This is a genomic window from Streptomyces sp. NPDC042371, from assembly GCF_056437465.1.
On sequence record NZ_JBWKAP010000001.1, the window covers coordinates 982,246 to 1,000,940 of the forward strand.

The window sequence follows — 18,695 nt, forward strand, 5'->3', positions numbered from 1 at the left end:
AGAGTGCACTCGGGGTCGACCATTGGGCCTATTGGCGGCACTCAGTGCCGCCAACCTGCTCATCCTGCCCCCTTCGCCCCGGTTCCGGAAGTGCTGTGTGACCTTTCCGACTCGTTTGATCGATCAAAACGTCCAGGGCCTGTCCCGCGGCGCCCCGAAAGCCGGAAGTCCAGGGCCGTACAGCGCCTTCCCGCGGACACCGTGCGCACTGCCTGCCCCAGAGCCTTGCGCGAACCGACCAGGACGACCAGCCTCTTGGCGCGTGTCACGGCGGTGTAGAGCAGATTGCGCTGCAGCATCATCCACGCGCCGGTGGTGACCGGGATCACCACCGCCGGATACTCACTCCCCTGGGAGCGGTGGATCGTCACTGCGTAGGCATGTGCCAGCTCGTCGAGTTCGTCGAAGTCGTACGGGACTTCCTCGTCCTCGTCGGTGCGGACGGTGAGCCGCTGCTCGTCGGCGTCGAGGGCGGTGACGACGCCCACCGTGCCGTTGAAGACGCCGTTCTGTCCCTTTTCGTAGTTGTTGCGAATCTGGGTGACCTTGTCCCCGACGCGGAACACCCGGCCGCCGAACCGCTTCTCGGGCAGGTCGGGCCTGGCGGGCGTGATGGCCTGCTGGAGGAGGCCGTTGAGGTTTCCGGCGCCTGCGGGGCCGCGGTGCATGGGGGCGAGGACCTGCACGTCGCGGCGCGGGTCGAGGCCGAACTTCTTGGGGATGCGGTGCGCGGCGACGTCCACCGTCACCCGGCCCGCGTCCTCGGTCTCCTCCTCGACGAAGAGGAAGAAGTCCTTCATGCCCTGGGTGATGGGCGGGACGCCGGAGTTGATGCGGTGGGCGTTGGTGACGACGCCCGACTCCTGGGCCTGCCGGAAGATGCGGGTGAGGCGGACGGCGGGGATCGGGCTCTCGTCGCTGAGCATGTCCCGCAGCACTTCGCCCGCGCCGACGCTCGGCAGCTGGTCCACGTCGCCCACGAAGAGCAGGTGGGCGCCGGGCGGGACGGCCTTCACCAGCTTGTTGGCGAGCAGCAGGTCCAGCATCGACGCCTCGTCGACGACGACCAGATCGGCGTCGAGCGGCCGCTCCTTGTCGTACGCCGCGTCTCCCCCGGGCCTCAGTTCGAGCAGGCGGTGCACGGTGGAGGCCTCGGCTCCGGTGAGCTCGGCGAGGCGCTTGGCGGCGCGTCCGGTGGGGGCGGCGAGGACCACCTTGGCCTTCTTGGCCCGGGCCAGCTCGACGACGGAGCGGACCGTGAAGGACTTTCCGCAGCCGGGGCCGCCGGTCAGGACGGCGACCTTCTGGGTCAGGGCGAGCCGGACCGCCTCCTTCTGCTCGGGCGCGAGCTCGGCCCCGGTGCGCGCCGCGAGCCAGGCGAGGGCCTTGTCCCACTCGACGTCCTGGAAGGCGGGCATGCGGTCGTCGCCGGTCTTCAGGAGGCGCAACAGCTGTCCGGCCAGGGACAGTTCGGCGCGGTGGAAGGGGACGAGGTAGACGGCGGCGATGTCGTCTCCCCCGTCCGGGTCGGGGAGCGCTTCGCGGACGACGCCCTCCTCCTCCCCGGCCAGCTCGGCGAGGCAGTCGATGACCAGGCCCGTGTCGACCTGGAGGAGCTTCACCGCGTCCGCGATGAGGCGCTCCTCGGGGAGATAGCAGTTCCCCTGGTCGGTGGATTGCGAAAGGGCGTACTGCAGGCCTGCCTTGACGCGCTCCGGGCTGTCGTGCGGGATGCCGACGGACTGGGCGATGCGGTCGGCGGTGAGGAAGCCGATGCCCCAGACGTCGGCGGCGAGGCGATAGGGCTCGTCCTTCACCACGGAGATCGACGCGTCCCCGTACTTCTTGTAGATGCGCACGGCGATGGAGGTGGAGACGCCGACTCCCTGGAGGAAGACCATGACTTCCTTGATGGCCTTCTGCTCCTCCCAGGCGGCGGCGATCATCTTCGTCCGCTTGGGGCCGAGGCCGGGCACTTCCACGAGGCGCTTCGGCTCGGTCTCGATGATGTCGAGGGTGTCCACGCCGAAGTGGGTGGTGATCCGGTCGGCCATCACGGGGCCGATGCCCTTGATGAGGCCGGAGCCGAGATAGCGGCGGATGCCCTGGATGGTGGCGGGCAGCACCGTCGTGTAGTTCTCGACCGTGAACTGCTTGCCGTACTGCGGGTGGGAGCCCCAGCGGCCCTGCATGCGCAGCGATTCACCGGCCTGGGCGCCGAGCAGCGCGCCGACGACGGTGAGCAGGTCACCGGAGCCGCGGCCGGTGTCCACCCGCGCGACCGTGTAACCCGTTTCTTCATTGGCGTACGTGATGCGTTCGAGGACCCCCTCGAGCACCGCCATCGCCGGACCTGGACCTGGACTCGACATGATCCGACGCTACCGCCCGGCACCGACAGCGCGGCGGGCCTGTGGACAACTACCGGGAACTACGAAGGGGTCTGGCCTCCCAGCCAGACCCCTTCGGGTTTCCCTCCCCTGTCAGAACTCGCGATCCCCCGGATCGCCCGGATCCCCCCAGATCCTGGTTCCCCCCTCATAAAGCTCTGACCCCCTATACGACACGCGTGGTGCCCGAAGGGTTGCACGGCGTTGCCAAAAGTTTTTTCCGATCCCCGACGGGCGCTCGGCGACGGCTCCAGGTGCCGACAAAGCGGGGCACACGTAGCGTTTGCCGCATGAGCGATGATTCCCAGCCCGCCGAGTCTCAGCCCTCCGAGCCCCGGTCCTTCGAGCAGGACGTGCTGAGCGAGCTCGGCGACGACAGGCTCCAGGAGATCGCCGGGCTGCTCGGCACGGACGCGTCCGGCGCGCAGGAAGTCGTGGGCACCACGGTCTCCGCGCTCTCCGGAGACATCCGGGGCAGGGCCGCCGACCCCGCGGAGGCCGACGAGGTGCGGCAGGCGTTCGCCGAGGTCGAGCCCGCCGATCCGCCCCTGCAGGGGGTGGCCGCCTTCGGTGGCCTCGGTGGTCTCGCCGCGGGCGGGATGATGTCCGGCATGCTCGCGAAGATGAGCAAACCGGTGGCCAACGCGGTCTCCAAGAAGACCGGCATCCCCGCGCCGACGGTCACCCGCGTGATCGAGATGCTCATTCCCGTGGTGCTCGCGGTGCTCTCCAAGAGGGCGGCGCGGACCAAGGCACCCGGCGGCGCCCCGAACGGCTCCGCGCCCTCCGGCGGCGGCCTCGGCGATCTGCTGGGCCAGATCCTGGGCGGCAGGAAGTAGCTCACAGGGAGCGCACGTCACGGCTCACGGATCGCAGCTCACGCGTGCGCGCGGAAGCGTTCGGCCGTCTCCTTCAGCACCTCGCCCCCGTCCCGCGCCCACAGCTCCTCGTTGAAGATCTCGACCTCGATCGCGCCGCGGTACCCGGCGGCGTCCACCGCCTCCCTGAAGGCCCTGAAGTCGATGCTCCCGTCCCCCAGTTGCCCCCGCCCCAGGAGCACGCCCGCGGGCAACGGGGTGATCCAGTCCGCCAGTTGGAAGGCGTGCAGCCGACCGCCGCGGCCCGCCCTCGCGATCTGCGCGGGCGCCTGGTCGTCCCACCACACGTGGTACGTGTCCACGACCACCCCGACCTGGCGCGCGGGGAAGCGTTCCGCGAGGTCGAGGGCCTGGCCGAGGGTGGAGACCACACAGCGGTCCGAGGCGAACATCGGGTGCAGCGGCTCGATGGCGAGGCGCACGCCCCGCTCCTCGGCGTAGGGCCCGAGGACGGCGAGCGCGTCCGCGATGCGTTCCCGCGCCCCCGCCAGGTCCTTGCTGCCTGCCGGGAGGCCGCCCGAGACCAGGACCAGGGTGTCCGTGCCGAGCACCGCCGCCTCGTCGACCGCCGCGCGGTTGTCGTCGAGGGCACGCGCGCGCGGCGCCTCTTCGACGTCCGTGAGGAAGCCTCCCCGGCACAGGCTCGTCACCGTGAGCCCGGCGTCCCGCATGAGGCGGGCGGTGCGCTCGACCCCGTACTCCTGGACGGGCGCGCGCCACAGGCCGACGGCCTCGACGCCCTCCTTGGCGCAGCCCTCGGCGAGTTCGGGGAGCGACCACTGCTTGATGGTCTCCTGGTTGATGCTCAGCCGTGAGGACGGCACGGGCTCGCTCATTGGGGCACTCCGTGGACGGTGAGCAGGGATCGCATGCGGGCGGCCGCGAGGGCCGGGTCGGGGAACAGGCCGAGGCCGTCGGCCAGTTCGTAGGCGCGGGCCAGGTGGGGCAGCGAGCGGGCCGACTGCAGGCCGCCGACCATCGTGAAGTGCGTCTGGTGCCCGGCCAGCCAGGCGAGCAGGACGACGCCGGTCTTGTAGTAGCGGGTGGGGGCCTGGAAGAGGTGCCTGGACAGTTCGACGGTGGGGTCGAGGAGTGCGCGGAAGCGCTTCGTGTCCCCCGTGTCCAGGGCCCGTACGGCCTCCGCGGCGAGCGGGCCGAGGGGGTCGAAGATCCCGAGCAGGGCGTGGCTGAAGCCGTGGTCGTCCCCGGCGATCAGTTCGGGGTAGTTGAAGTCGTCGCCGGTGTAGCAGCGCACGCCGTCGGGCAGGCGGCGGCGCAGGGCGATCTCGCGGTCGGCGTCCAGGAGGGAGACCTTGATGCCGTCGACCTTGTCGGGGTGGGCGGCGATCACCTCCAGGAAGGTGTCCGTGGCCGCGTCGAGGTCGGCCGACCCCCAGTAGCCCTCCAAAGCGGGGTCGAACATCGGGCCGAGCCAGTGCAGGATCACGGGTTCGGCGGACTGGCGCAGGAGATGGCCGTACGTGTCCAGGTAGTCGTCCGGGGACGCGGCAGCGGCGGCCAGGGCGCGTGACGCCATCAGGATCGGCTGGGCGCCGACCGACTCGACGAGGGCGAGCTGCTCCTCGTACGCGCCCCTGACCGCCGACAGTCCCGCGGGGCCCGCCAGTTGGTCGGTGCCGACGCCGCACGCGATCCGGCCCCCTGCCGCCTTCGCCTCGGCGGCCGACCGCGTGATCAGCTCGGCCGCTCCGGCCCAGTCCAGGCCCATGCCCCGCTGAGCGGTGTCCATGGCCTCTGCGACGCCCAGGCCGTGCGACCAGAGGTGGCGGCGGAAGGCGAGGGTGGCGTCCCAGTCGACGGCGGCGGGGCCGTCCGGCGGCACGTCCGCGCGGGGGTCGGCGACCACATGGGCGGCGGAGAAGACGGTGCGGGAGGTGAGCGGGGGGCCGCCTGCGGTCGTGGGCGGCGGCTCGGCGCGCGGGGTGTACGCGCGCGTGCCGCCGTCCGCGGCCGGAAGCAGCACCTGGAGGGGACCGGTCACAGCGCGATCTCCGGCACCTCGATACGGCGGCCCTCCGCGGAGGACCGCAGGCCCAGTTCGGCGAGCTGCACGCCGCGGGCGCCCGCGAGGAGGTCCCAGTGGTAGGGCGCGTCGGTGTACACGTGCCGGAGGAAGAGCTCCCACTGCGCCTTGAAGCCGTTGTCGAACCCCTCGGGTCCCTGGTTGTCCGGGACCTCCTGCCACTGGTCGCGGAAGGAGTGGGTGGCGGGCAGGTCCGGGTTCCAGACCGGCTTGGGGGTCGTACTCCGGTGCTGCACGCGGCAGTTGCGCAGCCCCGCGACGGCGGACCCCTCGGTGCCGTCGACCTGGAACTCCACGAGCTCGTCGCGGTTGACGCGCACCGTCCAGGAGGAGTTGATCTGCGCAATGGCACCGCCGTCCAGCTCGAAGATGCCGTACGCGGCGTCGTCGGCGGTGGCGTCGTAGGGCTTGTCGCGCTCGTCCCAGCGCTGCGGGACGTGGGTGGCGGTGAGCGCCTGGACGCTGCGCACACGGCCGAAGAGCTCGTGCAGGACGTACTCCCAGTGCGGGAACATGTCGACGACGATGCCGCCGCCGTCCTCGCTGCGGTAGTTCCAGGACGGGCGCTGTGCGGGCTGCCAGTCGCCCTCGAAGACCCAGTAGCCGAACTCGCCGCGGACCGAAAGGATCCGCCCGAAGAAGCCGCCGTCGATCAGCCGCTTCAGCTTGAGCAGTCCTGGCAGAAAGAGCTTGTCCTGGACGACGCCGTGCTTGATGCCCGCCTCCTCGGCGAGGCGGGCGAGGCCGAGGGCGCCTTCGAGTCCGGTGGCGCTCGGCTTCTCGGTGTAGACGTGCTTGCCCGCGGCGATGGCCCGCTTGATGGCGTCCTCGCGCGCGGAGGTGAGCTGGGCGTCGAAGTAGATGTCGACGGTCGGGTCGGCGAGGACCGCGTCCAGGTCGGTCGAGTAGTGCTCCAGGCCGTGCTGGGCGGCGAGGGCGCGCAGGGCGTGCTCCCTGCGGCCGACCAGGACGGGTTCGGGCCACAGCACGGTGCCGTCGCCCAGGTCGAGGCCTCCTTGTTCCCGGAGGGCAAGGATCGAGCGGACCAGATGCTGGTGGTGTCCCATGCGTCCGGTGACGCCGTTCATGGCGATGCGCACCGTCTTGCGTGTCACGAAAGTCCCTCCGTAGGGGCGTAGCAAGCGCTTTCTATCCAGAGGCAAGCTAGCCTGCCGCACAAGGTTCGGACAAGGGCTTCGGTCGAGAGCGGTGACCGGGCGAGACAAACGGGTGACCGGAGGACCAGAAAATGACCGTGACCCTGGCGGACGTGGCAGCGCGCGCACAGGTCTCCCCCGCCACCGTCTCCCGCGTGCTGAACGGCAATTACCCGGTGGCGGCCGCCACCCGCGAGCGCGTCCTGCGCGCCGTCGACGAGCTCGACTACGTCCTCAACGGCCCCGCGAGCGCGCTCGCCGCGGCCACCTCGGACCTGGTCGGCATCCTCGTCAACGACATCGCCGACCCCTTCTTCGGGATCATGGCGGGCGCCGTGCAGTCCGAGATCGGCGGGCCCGGCGGGCGTGCGGGCGGGGAGCGCATGGCCGTCGTCTGCAACACCGGCGGCTCCCCCGAGCGCGAACTCACCTATCTCACGCTCCTTCAGCGCCAACGCGCCGCCGCGGTGATCCTCACCGGCGGCGCGGTCGAGGACGCCGAGCACGCCGAGGCGATCGCGGGGAAGCTGCGGCGCCTCACGGAGGCGGGCACCCGGGTGGTGCTCTGCGGCAGGCCGCCCTCCCCGGACACCGACGCGGTGGCGCTCACCTTCGACAACCGCGGCGGCGGGCAGCAGTTGACGGAACACCTGCTGGGCCTCGGCCACCGCCGCATCGGCTACATCGCGGGCCCGGAGGAGCGCACGACCACCCGCCACCGCCTGGAGGGCCACCGCGCCGCGCTCGCCGCGCGCGGCATCGCGGACGACCCGGCCCTGACGGTCCACGGCCCCTACGACCGCCGCTCCGGCTACGACGCCACGGACGAACTCCTGCGCCGCGCCCCGGACCTGACGGCCGTCGTCGCCGCCAACGACACGGTGGCGCTCGGCGCGTGCGCGGCCCTGCGCGACAAGGGCCTGCGCATCCCGGACGACGTGTCGGTGGCGGGCTTCGACGACCTCCCGTTCAGCATCGACGCGGTCCCCGCCCTGACGACGGTGCGCCTCCCCCTGCACGAGGCGGGCGCCCGGGCGGGCCGCATCGCCATGAGCAAGGAGAAGCCCCCGCCGGGCGGCGTGGCGACGGTGCACGGGGAGCTGATGGTGCGGGGGTCCACGGCGGGGCCGCGATAAGACGTCCCGCCCCCGTCGACCTCCCCCATCTCACCCCTCCCCCACCAACCGCCCCAGCACCCCCACCCCCTCGGCGATCTCCGCGGTGCCGCTCGCCGCGTAGCCGAGGACCAGGCCCGGCGGGTGCGGGAGTTGGGTGTGCCAGGAGAGGGGGTGCACCTTGACGCCTTCGGCGAGGGCGGCGGTCGCGAGGGCGGCATCGGAACCCCCGTACGCCTCCGGCCCGAGGGTGATCATCAGATGCAGCCCGGCGGCGGCGCCATGCACGACCGCGCCCGGCAGCCGCGTCCGGATCGCCTCGATCATGGCGTCCCTGCGCCTTCGGTGGTGCTTGCGGATCAGACGGAGGTGGCGCTCCAGGTCGCCGGAGTCCATGAGGCGGGCCAGGACCAGTTGGGGCAGCGCCGCGGTGCCGAGGTCGGTGAGGCGTCGGGCGTCGACGAGCGCGTCCCGGTAGGCGGGCGGGGCGAGCAGCCAGCCCAGGCGCAGGGCGGGCGCGAGGAGCTTGGAGACGCTGCCCGCGTAGCAGACGTGGTCGGGGAGCAGCGCTCGCAGGGCGGGGACCGCGGGCCGGTCGTAGCGGTGTTCGGCGTCGTAGTCGTCCTCGATGACGAGACCGCCTTCGCGGGCCCAGTCCATCAGCTCGCGACGCCGTTCGCCGCCCAGGACGACCCCGGTGGGGAACTGGTGGGCGGGGGTGAGCAGTACGGCGGGGGCGCCGGTGGCGCGCAGTGCGTCGACGCGGATGCCATGGTCGTCGACCGGGACGGGCGGTGTGCCCAGCGGCCGCAGGTGCTGGCGCACGCCGAGCGACCCCGGCTCCTCGACGGCCACGGCGGAGATCCCGTCGGCGTGCAGGACGTCGACGAGGAGCCGCAGCGCCTGGGCCGTGCCGTTCACGATCATCACGTCGGCCGGGTCGGCGCGGATTCCGCGGTTCCGGGAGAGCCAGCGCACGACGGCTTCGCGCAGCGGGCGGGTGCCGCGCGGGTCCCCGTAGCCGAAGTCAGAGGGGGTGAGCCCGGCGAGCACGGAGCGCTCGGCGCGCAGCCAGGCCGCGCGGGGGAAGGCGGCGAGGTCGGGCAGTCCTGGTGACAGGTCGATGCGGGCGGGCGCGGCGCGGATGGCGTCGAAGACGCCGGGTCCGGGAGGGGCGGTGAAGATGTCCTCGGGCCCCGCACCGGCGCCCGCACCCGCACCCGCACCCGCACCCGCACTGAGGGCAGTCGGCGCGTCCCCGGAGGAGCCCGAAGCATGCGGTACGGCCACGACGACCGTTCCGCCGCGCCCGCGCCCCGCGACGTGCCCGTCCTCGGTGAGCCGCCGGTAGGCCTCGGTGACGACGCCGCGGGAGACGCGCAGGTCACCGGCGAGGGTGCGGGTGGCGGGGAGCGTGCTGTCGACGGGGAGGCGCCCGTCGGCGATGGCGCTCCTGATCTCCCGCGCCAGCCAGTCGGAGAGCCCGCCCCTGGGGGCGTCACCGGTGTCGAGCTGGAGGAAGTCGGAGACCCCGCCGCCCTCCCCCGCGGAGCCGTCCCTCATGAAGCCCTCCCTACGTGCCCGTGGAGGCTTATGGACCTGTGGAGAGGAGATCCAATGGACCTGTTCATGGAGCCATTGTGGCGCGAGGGTCGGGGCATGGAATTCCTCCTCACCTCCCTGGTCGTCTGCGTGACACCGGGCACCGGCGTCCTGTTCACGATCGCGGCGGGCCTCTCGCGCGGCACCCGCGCCGCGGTGACCGCGGCCGTCGGCTGCACGCTGGGCGTCGTCCCGCACATGGTGGCCGCGATCACCGGTCTCGCGGCGCTCCTGAACACCAGCGCCGTCGCCTTCCAGACGCTCAAGTACCTCGGTGTGGCCTACTTGTTGTACATGGCGTGGAGCACCTGGCGGGACAAGAGCGAGCTCACCGCCGAGCGGGAGAGCGAGCCGCGTTCGGCGGGCCGCACGATCCTGACGGGCGTACTGATCAACATCCTCAACCCGAAGCTGACGCTGTTCTTCTTCGCGTTCCTGCCGCAGTTCGTGGACACGGACGAGCCCTACGCCTTCCTGCGCATGACGGAGCTGAGCGCCTACTTCATGCTGATCACGTTCGTGGTCTTCGTGGCGTACGGCCGGTTCGCCGCGGCCATGCGCCACCACGTCATCTCGCGCCCGCGCGTGGTGAGTTGGATGCGCCGCACGTTCGCGGTGGCGTTCGCCGCGCTGGGGACGCGCCTGGCGTTCCTCTGAGAGCGGGCGTACCGTTGACTCAGTCAAAGGTACCGGAGTGATGCGCCATGACGACCGCGAAACCGAAGTCGAAACCGCACACCCCCATCCACGAGATGCGCGCCTTCAACCGCTTCTACACGAACCTGATCGGCGCGCTCGACTACAGCCGTCATCTGTACGTCCCGTACACACTCACCGAGTCCCGCGTCCTGTACGAGCTGGCGCACGCGCCCCACACCGACGCGGCCGACCTCCGGGCCGAACTCTCCCTGGACGCGGGCTATCTGAGCCGTCTCCTCGCCAAGTTCGAGCGCGACGAGCTGGTCGAGCGTGCGCCGTCCACGGCCGATCCGCGGCGGCAGCGCATCACGCTCACCGCGCGCGGGCGCGATGCCGCCGAGCTGCTCGACGAGCGGTCGCGGGAGTCGGTCGGCTCGCTGCTCGCCGAGGTGCCCGCCGCCGACCGGGCCCGGCTCGCGTCGGCGATGCGCACGGTGCGGGAGATCCTTGAGGACGGCCGCGGCCAGGCGCGGCGGCGCCCCCGCGAGCGCCGCGACGACGTGACGCTCCGGGATCCCGGGCCGGGCGACCTCGGGTGGATCGTGCAGCGCAACGCCGCGGTGTACGCGGCCGAGTTCGGCTGGAACACGGAGTACGAGGGCCTCGTCGCCCGTATCGTCGCCGACTTCGCGCAGGACCACGACCCGCATCTGGAGCGCGTGTGGATCGCCGAGTTCGACGGGCGGCCCGTGGGGTGCGTGATGTGCGTACGGGACGAGGCGCCCGGCACCGCACGGCTGCGCCTGCTGCTCGTCGAGCCCGCGGCGCGGGGCCTGGGCATCGGGGACCGGCTGGTCGCGGCCTGCGTGGAGTTCGCGAAGGGCGCGGGCTACCGCGAGCTGACCCTGTGGACCAATGACGTACTGGAGTCGGCCCGCGGCATCTACCAGCGCCACGGCTTCGTCCTCGTCGCGGAGAAGCCGCACCGCTCCTTCGGCGCCGACCTCGTCGGGCAGGACTGGCTGCTTCCGCTGCCCGAGCGGCCCGTGTGAGCCCCGCGGCCGCGGCGGGGTTGACCACGCCCGCACGCCGCCTACTGTCGGGACCATGAAATTCGCCTTCTCCACGCTCGGCGTGCCCGGCCTGCCCGTCCCCGACGTGCTGCGGCTCGCCACGGCCCACGGCTACCACGGTGTCGAGCTCCGCGCGCACCCCGAGGAGCCGGTCCACCCGGGTCTCGGGCTGATCGAACGGGCCGACGTGGCCGCCGAGTTCAAGGAATCCGGCGTCGAGATCCTCGGCATCGCCGGGTACGCGCGCGTGGCGGCGCCCGGCGACGACGAGCCCGTGCTCGCCGAGATACGTTCCCTCGTCGCGCTCGCCCGTGACCTGGGCGCCCCCTTCGTCCGGGTCTTTCCCGGCGGCGGCACCGAACAGAGCGCGGAGGAGGCCGACGCGACGGCCGCGAGGCGGCTCGGCACCGCCGCCCGGCACGCCGCGGACGCCGGTGTGCGCATCCTCCTGGAGACCCACGACTCGCACCGCACCGGCGCCGACGCCACCCGCGTCCTCGGCACCGTCGGGCACCGCCAGGTCGGCGCCCTGTGGGACCTGATGCACACCTGGCTCGGCGGCGAGTCCGTCCCCGACACCTTCGCCGCGCTCTCCCCGTACCTCGGCTACGTACAGGTGAAGGACATCGCGTCGGCGGACGACACGACACCGCTGGCCCTCGGCGCCGGGGTCCTGCCGATCGAGGAGTGCGTGGCGCGGCTCAGCGCGGAGAACTGGGAGGGGTGGCTGTGCTGGGAGTACGAGAAGCGCTGGTACGAGGGTGCGGCGCCGCTTCCGGAACTGCTGGGCCCCGGCCGTGAACTCCTGTCACGCCTGGTGACCCGCTCCTCCTGACCAGGACCGCGCCCGCTCCCACTCCTCCGAAGGAGGCCAGCGCGACCCCGCCCACCAGCAGCGCCGCCGCGCACCACCGCAGCCCGCTCACCGACTCGCCGAGGACCAGGGCGGCCGACGACATCCCGAAGACGGGGACGAGCAGCGAGAAGGGGGCGACCGTCGACGCGGGGTGGCGGCGCAGCAGGTATCCCCAGGCGCCGAAGCCGAAGACCGTCGTGACCCAGGCGACGTAGACGATGATGCCCGCGCCCTGCCAGTCGAGGGAGCGCAGGGCGGCGAGGTCCCGGGACGGCCCCTCGAAGAGCAGGGAGAGCGCGAGCAGCGGCAGCACCGGGACCGTACTCACCCACACCATGAAGTTCAGGGAGTCGGGCGGGGAGGCCTTGCGGGTGAGGACGTTGGAGACGCCCCAGCAGGCGGCGGCGCCCATCAGCAGCGCGAAGGCGGTGAGCGGCCCCGTCCCGCCCTCGTCGACGGCGGCGACCGCGATCCCGCCGAGGGCGATCACCATGCCCGCCACCCGCACGCGGCCGGGCCGCTCCCCCAGCGCCAGGAAGGCGAAGAACCCGGTGAAGACGGCCTGGACCTGCAGCACGAGCGAGGAGAGACCGGCGGGCATCCCGGCATCCATCCCGATGAAGAGCAGCCCGAACTTGGCCACCCCGAGCACGAGCCCCACCCCGACGATCCACTTCCAGGCCACCTTCGGGCGCCCCACGAAGAAGACGGCGGGGAGCGCCGCGACGAGGAAGCGCAGGGCGGAGAAGAGCAGCGGCGGGAAGTGGCCGAGCCCCACTTCGATGACGACGAAGTTGACGCCCCATACGGCGGCAACGAGAACAGCCAGACAGACATGTGCAGGTCGCATGCGTCGAGGATCACCCGACCCGAACATGTAGCACCAGCGCGGATCTCTGCATGGTTGAATGAAGCAACGCTAATGAATGCGAGGGCATCCGTGCTCGATCTCGCCAGGCTCCGCGCCCTACACGCCGTCTCCGTGCACGGCACCGTGGGCGCGGCCGCCACCGCGCTCGGCTATACGCCGTCCGCGGTCTCCCAGCAGATCGCCAAGCTGGAACGGGAGACGCGCACGACGCTCCTCGAACGCCGGGGCAGAGGGGTCGCGCTCACCGAGGAAGCCCTCCACCTCGCCGATACGGCACGACAGTTGATGGCCATCGTCGAACGCGCCGAGACCGAGTTGGAGGAGCGGCGCGGGGTGCCTGCGGGGCGCCTGACCATTGCCGCGTTCGCGTCGGCGGCGCGGGGGTTGCTGCCCTCGGTCCTGGCGGACCTGGCCCGCCGCCACCCAGCGCTCGACACCCGCATGACGGAGATCGACCCGCACCTGTCCGTCGACCTCGTGGCCAAGGGAGCGGTCGACCTGGCCGTCGCCCACGACTGGGACATCGCGCCGATCCCGACGCCGCCGGGGGTCGAGCAGGCGGTCATCGGCGACGACCTCTGCGACCTCGTCGTCCCTCATGACCACCGGCTCGCGGGGCGGGCGGCGGTCCGCCGCGAGGAGCTGAAGGCCGAGCGCTGGATCACTCAGCCTCCTGGGCTCGTCTGCCACGAGTGGCTGGTCCGAACGCTCCGCGAAGCAGGCTGCGAGCCTGACATCGCCCACCAGGCCGAGGAGAACCCCACGTTGGTCGCGCTCGTCGCGGCGGGGCTCGGAGTCGCCCTCATCCCCCGCCTGGGCCGCGGCCCCATCCCCTCAGGCGCGGTCACGGTCCCCCTCACCCCGGTCCCGGTCCGCCGCCTCTACGCCCTGTGGCGCACGGGAGCCTCCCGCCGCCCCGCCATCGCCGAAACGGTCCGCACCCTCCAGTCCCACTGGACCCCCTGACCCGCGCGCTGCGCCGTCCGGCGGCGGCAGGAACCCCAAGCCCGCCGCTCCGCGGCGGATGTTCCCCATGACCCGCGCGCTGCGCCGTCCGGCGACGCCAGGCCCCTCAAGCCCGCCGCTCCGCGGCGGATGTTCCCCACCCACCCACCCGTTTGCCCCGCGACGTCCAGCGGGGGTAGGGGCCGGGTCTACCCCCGCCGCGGGCAGGGCCCCCACCGATCCGGGGCGTGAGTGGGCGCGTGGGGAGACTCCCCGCCGCCGTCAGCAGGGTCAACAGCCGGGCCGGGGGCTGCCCCCGCCGGGCCGCAGTCGCGAGCGAGACGGGAGGGGACGCGGGGGTATGTGCGCACGGAGCACCGAGCACACCCTGACAGCCGGAAGGTCTTCAGGCGCGGCGCAGGGATAGCGAGTACGTACATACCCCCGCGGCCCCGCCCCCACAACCGAACCCCAAGCGCAGACGCCCGCCCAAAGCGACCCGCACCCACCGACAGACTCAAGGCGACCCGCCAGCCCCACGCCCACCAACTTGCCTGATTCCGCGGGGATTCGGGAACCCGTCAGACCCCCCGCCCGTCCAACCCGCGCACTGCCGGTGAGTCTCCGCAGGGCGGTGTCGGCATCGCTGCTGGCTGCGAACGCTGACCACCCTCTCCGCCGCCTGCGGCCGGCAGCTCGCCGTCACCGGTGCGCCCCCCTCCAAACAGCACCGGTGACGGCACCCGCACCCCCGCTTCCCTTGACCGGCAGAAATCTTCGGGATATCCGTTGCTCCTGAAAGTAATCTCCAGCCGCAGGAGCCTCCCTTGTCCCACCACGACGGCCACGACGGCCACGACGGCCACGACCACAGGCTCCGCGCCCTCATCGGCACGATGTCCCTGGAGGACAAGGTCGGCCAGCTCTTCGTGATGCACGTGTACGGGCACACCGCCACCGACCCCGACCAGGCGGACATCGACACCAACCTCAGGGAACTCGGCGTGCGCGACGCCGCCGAGCTCGTCGACCGCTACCGCCTCGGCGGCGTCATCTACTTCGGCTGGGCCCACAACACCCGCACCCCGCACCAGATCGCCGAACTCTCCGAGGGCATCCAGAAGGCCGCCCCCACCCTCCCCGTACTGATCTCCGTGGACCAGGAGCACGGCGCCGTCGCCCGCATCGGCGCCCCCGCCACCCTCCTCCCCGGCGCCATGGCCCTCGGCGCCTCCGGCTCGCACGAGCACGCCCGCGAGGCCGCCCGGATCGCCGGCGCCGAGCTCCGCGCCCTCGGCATCCGCCAGGACCACGCCCCGGACGCCGACGTGAACGTCGACCCCGCCAACCCGGTCATCGGCATCCGCTCCTTCGGCGCCGACCCCGACGCCGTCGCCGGATTCGTGACCGCGCAGATCGAGGGCTACCAGAGCGCGGGCATCGCGACGGCGGCCAAGCACTTCCCCGGCCACGGTGACACGACGGACGACAGCCACACCGAGCTGCCGCACATCCACCACACCCGCGAGGAGTGGGACCGCTACGACGCGCCCCCCTTCCGCGCCGCGATCGCCGCGGGCGTCGACTCCGTCATGACCGCGCACATCGTGGTGCCCGCCCTAGACCCCTCCGGCGACCCCGCCACGCTCTCCCACCCGATCCTCACCGGCATCCTCCGCGAAGAGCTCGGCTACGACGGCGTGATCTCCACCGACTCACTCGCGATGCGCGGCGTCCGCACGAAGTACGGCGACGACCGCGTGGCCGTACTCGCGCTCAAGGCGGGCGCCGACCAGCTCCTCAACCCGCCACGCCCCGACGTCGCGTGGCACGCGGTGATCGAGGCGGTCGAGAAGGGCGAGCTGACGGAGGAGCGCATCGACGAATCGGTCCTCCGTGTGCTCCGCATGAAGGCACGGGTCGGCCTCCTGGACGCCTTCCTGGACACAGCCCAGGACGAAGGCGAACCCACACCAACACCCACCCCCACCCCCACCTCCGTCGACGCCACCGTAGGCACCCCCGCCCACCTCGTCGCAGCCGACGCCATCGCCGACGCCACCACAACCCTCCTGGTCAACACCGACGCACTCCTCCCCCTCTCCCCCGCCACCCGCCCCCGCGTCCTGGTCGTCGGCGCGGACCCCCGCTCGCCGTCCGGCACCACGGGCCCGCCGACCACGGTCCTCGCGGGCGCCCTCAACAGCCTCGGCTTCCAGGCCGTGGCCCTGCCCACCGGAACCGCCCCCGACGAGGCGGCGATCGAGAAGGCGGTGGCGGCCGCACAGGGTCAGGACGCGGTCCTCGTGGCGACGTACAACATCACCACGCACACCACCACGAAGGACAACACTCAAGCGGCGAACACCGCCCTGGACGAGACCCCCCAAGCCCGCGCCCACCAGGCGACGGACGCGAACGAGGAGACCCGGAACAGCCCCGAGACCGGGCAGCCCGCCCTCGTCGCCGCCCTCAAGGCCACCGGCCTCCCCGTCATCACCCTCGCGATCCGCAACCCCTACGACGTGGCACACCAGCCCCCCGTCGACGCCGCCCTCGCCTCGTACTGCTGGACCGACGTGGAACTCCGCGCCGCCGCACGGGTGATCGCGGGCCGGACCGCGCCGCAGGGGCGGCTGCCCGTGCCGGTGCGGCGGGCGGACGACCCGGCTCAGGTGCTGTACCCGATCGGGCACGGCCTGACGTACTGACACGTACGCCGCATCACTCGCGCACCACCCCCAAGAGACCCAAAGCCCCCCGCGCGCCTGGCGTGCGCCCGCTCCGGCAGGTCACGCTGGGTGCACGTATCGGGGGGATGGCCATGATTGCCTGCACCACGGGGCGGCCGCGGGCGGCCGTGGGGGCGGTCTGCGCTCTGCTGCTCGCCGCCGCGGCGGCGGTACTGACGGGCTGTCAGGATTCGTCCGAGCCCGAAGACTCCCCCTCAGGGAGCAGCGGCGATCCGAGCCCCGTCGCCTCCAGCCCCTCCGGCCACGGCGCCGCGTTCCTCGCCGTGGACGAGTGCAGTTCGCGGGTGCGCGCGGCGTTCACGGAGGTGCCGTGCACGAGCGAGCGGGCCGCGGCGCGGGTCACGGCGCGCTACGACGGGACGGCGGCACAGGGCCCCGCCTGCCCGGCGCGCACGGACTTCGTGCTGCACATCAGCGAGAGCAGGCCCGCGGTCGACGAGGACGGCGACGGCGAGGTCCCGCAGGGGTACGCCTGCATGCGGAACCTGGAGCCGCCGCACCCCGGCGACCCGGGCCGCGGCGGCGGTCCGCGGACGATCGTCGGCGACTGTGTGTACGGCGCGGGGCGCGGCGAGGTGCGGGAGACGGCCTGCGACGGCTCCGGGAAGCGGCGCCCGGAGTACCGGGTGTCGTCGGCGGTGCGGGACCGGACAGCGTGTCCCGCCGCCACGCGGCTCTACGTCACGGTGGGCGGTAAGCGCCCGGTCGGGTGCGCGGTACGGGTGACGGAATGACACAGGGGTGCTGAAGGACCGACCGGCCCTCCAGCACCCCCGTCTACCGGCTCAATGCCAATTCACCGCAGAGTCAGAGTCAGAGCCAGAGTCAGAGCCGCCGCCTCACGGCCGCAGCGTCTGCTCCTTGCGCACGTCCCGCCGGTCCAGCTTCTTGTCGTACGCGGCCAGCGGCTTGCCCGAGGACGAGGACACCCCGGCCCACGCCTGGATCCGCTGCGTCGCCTTCGCCTTGTCGGCCGCGACGAGCTGCGCCACGTTCGCGCCGTGGTTGGCGCCGGGCGCCGTGAAGACGTACGAGTCGTGCTTGGCGCCCCGGGCGGGCTTGAACTGCTCGGCGCCCCACGGGTCGTACTCGCCGTACACGTACATCATGTTGTGCGCGTTGTGCTTCACCCACCGGTCGACGTCCCGCATGGAGTTCGGCTTGAACTTCATCGGGATGTCGCGCGGCACGAAGTTCCGCGGCGGCTGGTAGCCGTAGCGGCTGAGGTCGCCGAGCCAGGGCTGCCCGATGTTGGGCGAGCCGAGCTCGGTGCCCGCCTGGTAGTAGTACGGCGTGTAGGGCTCCAGGCCCTGGTCGGTGTAGGAGGACCAGCCGCCCACCGAGTCGACGTAGTCGAAGAGCGCCTGGTCGGTCGCGGTGGCCGCGTCCGGGATCGTCCCGCAGGCGGTGGCGGCGGGCTGGTACTGCCAGAAGCCCCACACGAGGTCCATGACGACGGCTTCGAACGCCTTGTCCAGCGTGCCGACGGTCTTGAAGGTGTAGCCCTCCGCCTCGGCGTAGGCCGCGAGCTTCGCCGACAGCGGTTCCCTGCGCACCAGCGCCTCGCGCTGCACGTCCTGGATCCTGGTGCGGCACTCCTTCGGTCCGACTCCGGCGAGGAACTTGTCGTACGCCGAGTCCTCCTTGTCGACCACGTCGTTGGGCGCCACGTAGGCGACGACGCCGTCCATGTCACGCGGGTAGAAGCGCTCGTAGTACGTGGCGGTCATGCCGCCCTTCGAGCCGCCGGTGGCCAGCCACTTCTTGCCGTAGATCGGCTTCAGCGCCTTGTGGATGCGGTGCTGGTCGCTGGCGGCCTGCCAGATATCGAGCTTGGACCAGTCGGCGGGCTGGGGGCGCGAGGGCGTGAAGTAGCGGTACTCCATGGAGATCTGGTTGCCGTCGACGATCTGCGTCGGCTCACGGCGACTGGGCGTCGTGGAGACGCTGTAGCCGCTGGTGTAAAAGACCGTCGGGCGGTTGGTGTCCTTGTGCAGCACGGTCAGGCGCTGCTTGAAGGTGCCCTTGGACGGGTGCCGGTGGTCCACCGGCTGGGTGTAGTTGAGGACGAAGAAGCGGTAACCGGGGTACGGCTTCTCCTCGATCAGACTCATGCCGGGTATGGCGAGCAGCCTGTCCTTGATGTCGGTGCTGTCAGCAATGTCAGCAATACCGATGCTGTTCCTGTTACCGGTGTCGCTCGCCTTCGCGATGTCCGTCCTGCCCGGTTCCGCGGCTGTCGCCGCCCCGGTCGTCGCTCCGGCCGCGCCCACCGTGCCTATCAGCACCACGAGCGACAGCACCCATCTGAGCGTTTTCCGCATGCACCCTCCCCTGTCGACACAGCAATGCCCCGGAACCTAACGGAGCAA

The 18,695-nt window shown here is 72.0% G+C and carries 14 protein-coding genes and 1 pseudogene; 8 read left to right on the top strand and 7 right to left on the bottom strand.

The window, feature by feature from the left end; translation table 11 throughout:
- Positions 1-59 precede the first annotated feature (59 nt).
- Positions 60-2,345: an SF1B family DNA helicase RecD2 gene (gene recD2, locus AC068B_RS04300; protein WP_478669249.1), complete on the bottom strand. Its 2,286-nt coding sequence runs from the start codon at positions 2,343-2,345 to the stop codon at positions 60-62.
- Between the two features lie 335 nt (positions 2,346-2,680).
- Between recD2 and AC068B_RS04305 the strand changes: the two genes are divergently transcribed.
- Entirely contained in the window at positions 2,681-3,229 is a 549-nt protein-coding gene (locus AC068B_RS04305) for a DUF937 domain-containing protein (protein WP_478668887.1), read from the top strand.
- Positions 3,230-3,267: 38 nt separating this feature from the next.
- On the opposite strand, the gene AC068B_RS04310 is transcribed toward AC068B_RS04305, so the two are convergent.
- Genes AC068B_RS04310 through AC068B_RS04320 form a run of 3 tightly spaced genes read right to left on the bottom strand, consistent with a single transcriptional unit; the run spans position 3,268 to position 6,427 of the window.
- Complete coding sequence (locus AC068B_RS04310) at positions 3,268-4,104, bottom strand: sugar phosphate isomerase/epimerase family protein (RefSeq protein WP_478668888.1); 837 nt, start codon at positions 4,102-4,104, stop codon at positions 3,268-3,270.
- Complete coding sequence (locus AC068B_RS04315; protein ID WP_478668889.1) at positions 4,101-5,270, bottom strand: dihydrodipicolinate synthase family protein; 1,170 nt, start codon at positions 5,268-5,270, stop codon at positions 4,101-4,103. Before AC068B_RS04315 ends, AC068B_RS04310 begins: the two co-directional genes overlap by 4 nt.
- Positions 5,267-6,427, bottom strand: coding sequence for a Gfo/Idh/MocA family protein (locus AC068B_RS04320; RefSeq protein ID WP_478668890.1), 1,161 nt, complete (start codon positions 6,425-6,427; stop codon positions 5,267-5,269). The genes AC068B_RS04315 and AC068B_RS04320 overlap by 4 nt, the downstream gene beginning before the upstream one ends.
- A gap of 134 nt (positions 6,428-6,561) precedes the next feature.
- Between AC068B_RS04320 and AC068B_RS04325 the strand changes: the two genes are divergently transcribed.
- On the top strand, positions 6,562-7,605 hold the full coding sequence (locus tag AC068B_RS04325) for a LacI family DNA-binding transcriptional regulator (protein WP_478668892.1): 1,044 nt from the start codon (positions 6,562-6,564) through the stop codon (positions 7,603-7,605).
- A 30-nt stretch (positions 7,606-7,635) separates the two neighbouring features.
- Here the strand turns inward: AC068B_RS04325 and pdxR are convergent, their stop codons facing one another.
- Positions 7,636-9,147: a MocR-like pyridoxine biosynthesis transcription factor PdxR gene (gene pdxR / locus AC068B_RS04330; protein ID WP_478668893.1), complete on the bottom strand. Its 1,512-nt coding sequence runs from the start codon at positions 9,145-9,147 to the stop codon at positions 7,636-7,638.
- Between the two features lie 96 nt (positions 9,148-9,243).
- Here pdxR and AC068B_RS04335 point away from each other — a divergent pair, with 96 nt between their 5' ends.
- From AC068B_RS04335 to AC068B_RS04345, 3 genes and pseudogenes are all read left to right on the top strand, one after another.
- On the top strand, positions 9,244-9,843 hold the full coding sequence (locus AC068B_RS04335) for a LysE family translocator (protein WP_356264700.1): 600 nt from the start codon (positions 9,244-9,246) through the stop codon (positions 9,841-9,843).
- Positions 9,844-9,890: 47 nt separating this feature from the next.
- The gene (locus AC068B_RS04340) at positions 9,891-10,877 is read left to right on the top strand and encodes a bifunctional helix-turn-helix transcriptional regulator/GNAT family N-acetyltransferase (protein ID WP_478668894.1); all 987 of its coding nucleotides are present in this window, start codon (positions 9,891-9,893) and stop codon (positions 10,875-10,877) included.
- A gap of 55 nt (positions 10,878-10,932) precedes the next feature.
- Positions 10,933-11,619: pseudogene (locus tag AC068B_RS04345) on the top strand (sugar phosphate isomerase/epimerase family protein); the annotation flags it as partial.
- Here the strand turns inward: AC068B_RS04345 and AC068B_RS04350 are convergent.
- Positions 11,600-12,604 (bottom strand): EamA family transporter, encoded by a 1,005-nt coding sequence (locus tag AC068B_RS04350; protein ID WP_478668895.1) that lies wholly within the window; start codon positions 12,602-12,604, stop codon positions 11,600-11,602. The pseudogene AC068B_RS04345 and the gene AC068B_RS04350 overlap by 20 nt on opposite strands.
- Positions 12,605-12,694: 90 nt before the next feature.
- Between AC068B_RS04350 and AC068B_RS04355 the strand changes: the two genes are divergently transcribed.
- The 3 genes from AC068B_RS04355 (at position 12,695) to AC068B_RS04365 (ending at position 17,057) form a co-directional block, all read left to right on the top strand.
- Positions 12,695-13,591 (top strand): LysR family transcriptional regulator, encoded by an 897-nt coding sequence (locus AC068B_RS04355; protein ID WP_478669251.1) that lies wholly within the window; start codon positions 12,695-12,697, stop codon positions 13,589-13,591.
- An 875-nt stretch (positions 13,592-14,466) separates the two neighbouring features.
- Complete coding sequence (locus tag AC068B_RS04360) at positions 14,467-16,281, top strand: glycoside hydrolase family 3 protein (RefSeq protein ID WP_478669253.1); 1,815 nt, start codon at positions 14,467-14,469, stop codon at positions 16,279-16,281.
- 113 nt (positions 16,282-16,394) lie between these two features.
- On the top strand, positions 16,395-17,057 hold the full coding sequence (locus AC068B_RS04365; protein WP_478668896.1) for a hypothetical protein: 663 nt from the start codon (positions 16,395-16,397) through the stop codon (positions 17,055-17,057).
- Between the two features lie 105 nt (positions 17,058-17,162).
- On the opposite strand, the gene AC068B_RS04370 is transcribed toward AC068B_RS04365, so the two are convergent.
- Positions 17,163-18,647 carry an aminopeptidase gene (locus AC068B_RS04370; protein ID WP_478668898.1) on the bottom strand — a complete coding sequence of 495 codons (1,485 nt, stop codon included), beginning with the start codon at positions 18,645-18,647 and terminating at the stop codon, positions 17,163-17,165.
- Positions 18,648-18,695 lie beyond the last annotated feature (48 nt).

Coding starts and splice junctions, on each gene's coding strand:
- AC068B_RS04335 (WP_356264700.1), top strand. CDS start 9,244: ATGGAATTCCTCCTCACCTCCCTGGTCGTCTGCGTGACACCGGGCACC.
- AC068B_RS04325 (WP_478668892.1), top strand. CDS start 6,562: ATGACCGTGACCCTGGCGGACGTGGCAGCGCGCGCACAGGTCTCCCCC.
- AC068B_RS04370 (WP_478668898.1), bottom strand. CDS start 18,647: ATGCGGAAAACGCTCAGATGGGTGCTGTCGCTCGTGGTGCTGATAGGC.
- AC068B_RS04310 (WP_478668888.1), bottom strand. CDS start 4,104: ATGAGCGAGCCCGTGCCGTCCTCACGGCTGAGCATCAACCAGGAGACC.
- AC068B_RS04365 (WP_478668896.1), top strand. CDS start 16,395: ATGATTGCCTGCACCACGGGGCGGCCGCGGGCGGCCGTGGGGGCGGTC.
- pdxR (WP_478668893.1), bottom strand. CDS start 9,147: ATGAGGGACGGCTCCGCGGGGGAGGGCGGCGGGGTCTCCGACTTCCTC.
- AC068B_RS04360 (WP_478669253.1), top strand. CDS start 14,467: ATGTCCCTGGAGGACAAGGTCGGCCAGCTCTTCGTGATGCACGTGTAC.
- AC068B_RS04340 (WP_478668894.1), top strand. CDS start 9,891: ATGACGACCGCGAAACCGAAGTCGAAACCGCACACCCCCATCCACGAG.
- AC068B_RS04305 (WP_478668887.1), top strand. CDS start 2,681: ATGAGCGATGATTCCCAGCCCGCCGAGTCTCAGCCCTCCGAGCCCCGG.
- AC068B_RS04350 (WP_478668895.1), bottom strand. CDS start 12,604: ATGCGACCTGCACATGTCTGTCTGGCTGTTCTCGTTGCCGCCGTATGG.
- recD2 (WP_478669249.1), bottom strand. CDS start 2,345: ATGGCGGTGCTCGAGGGGGTCCTCGAACGCATCACGTACGCCAATGAA.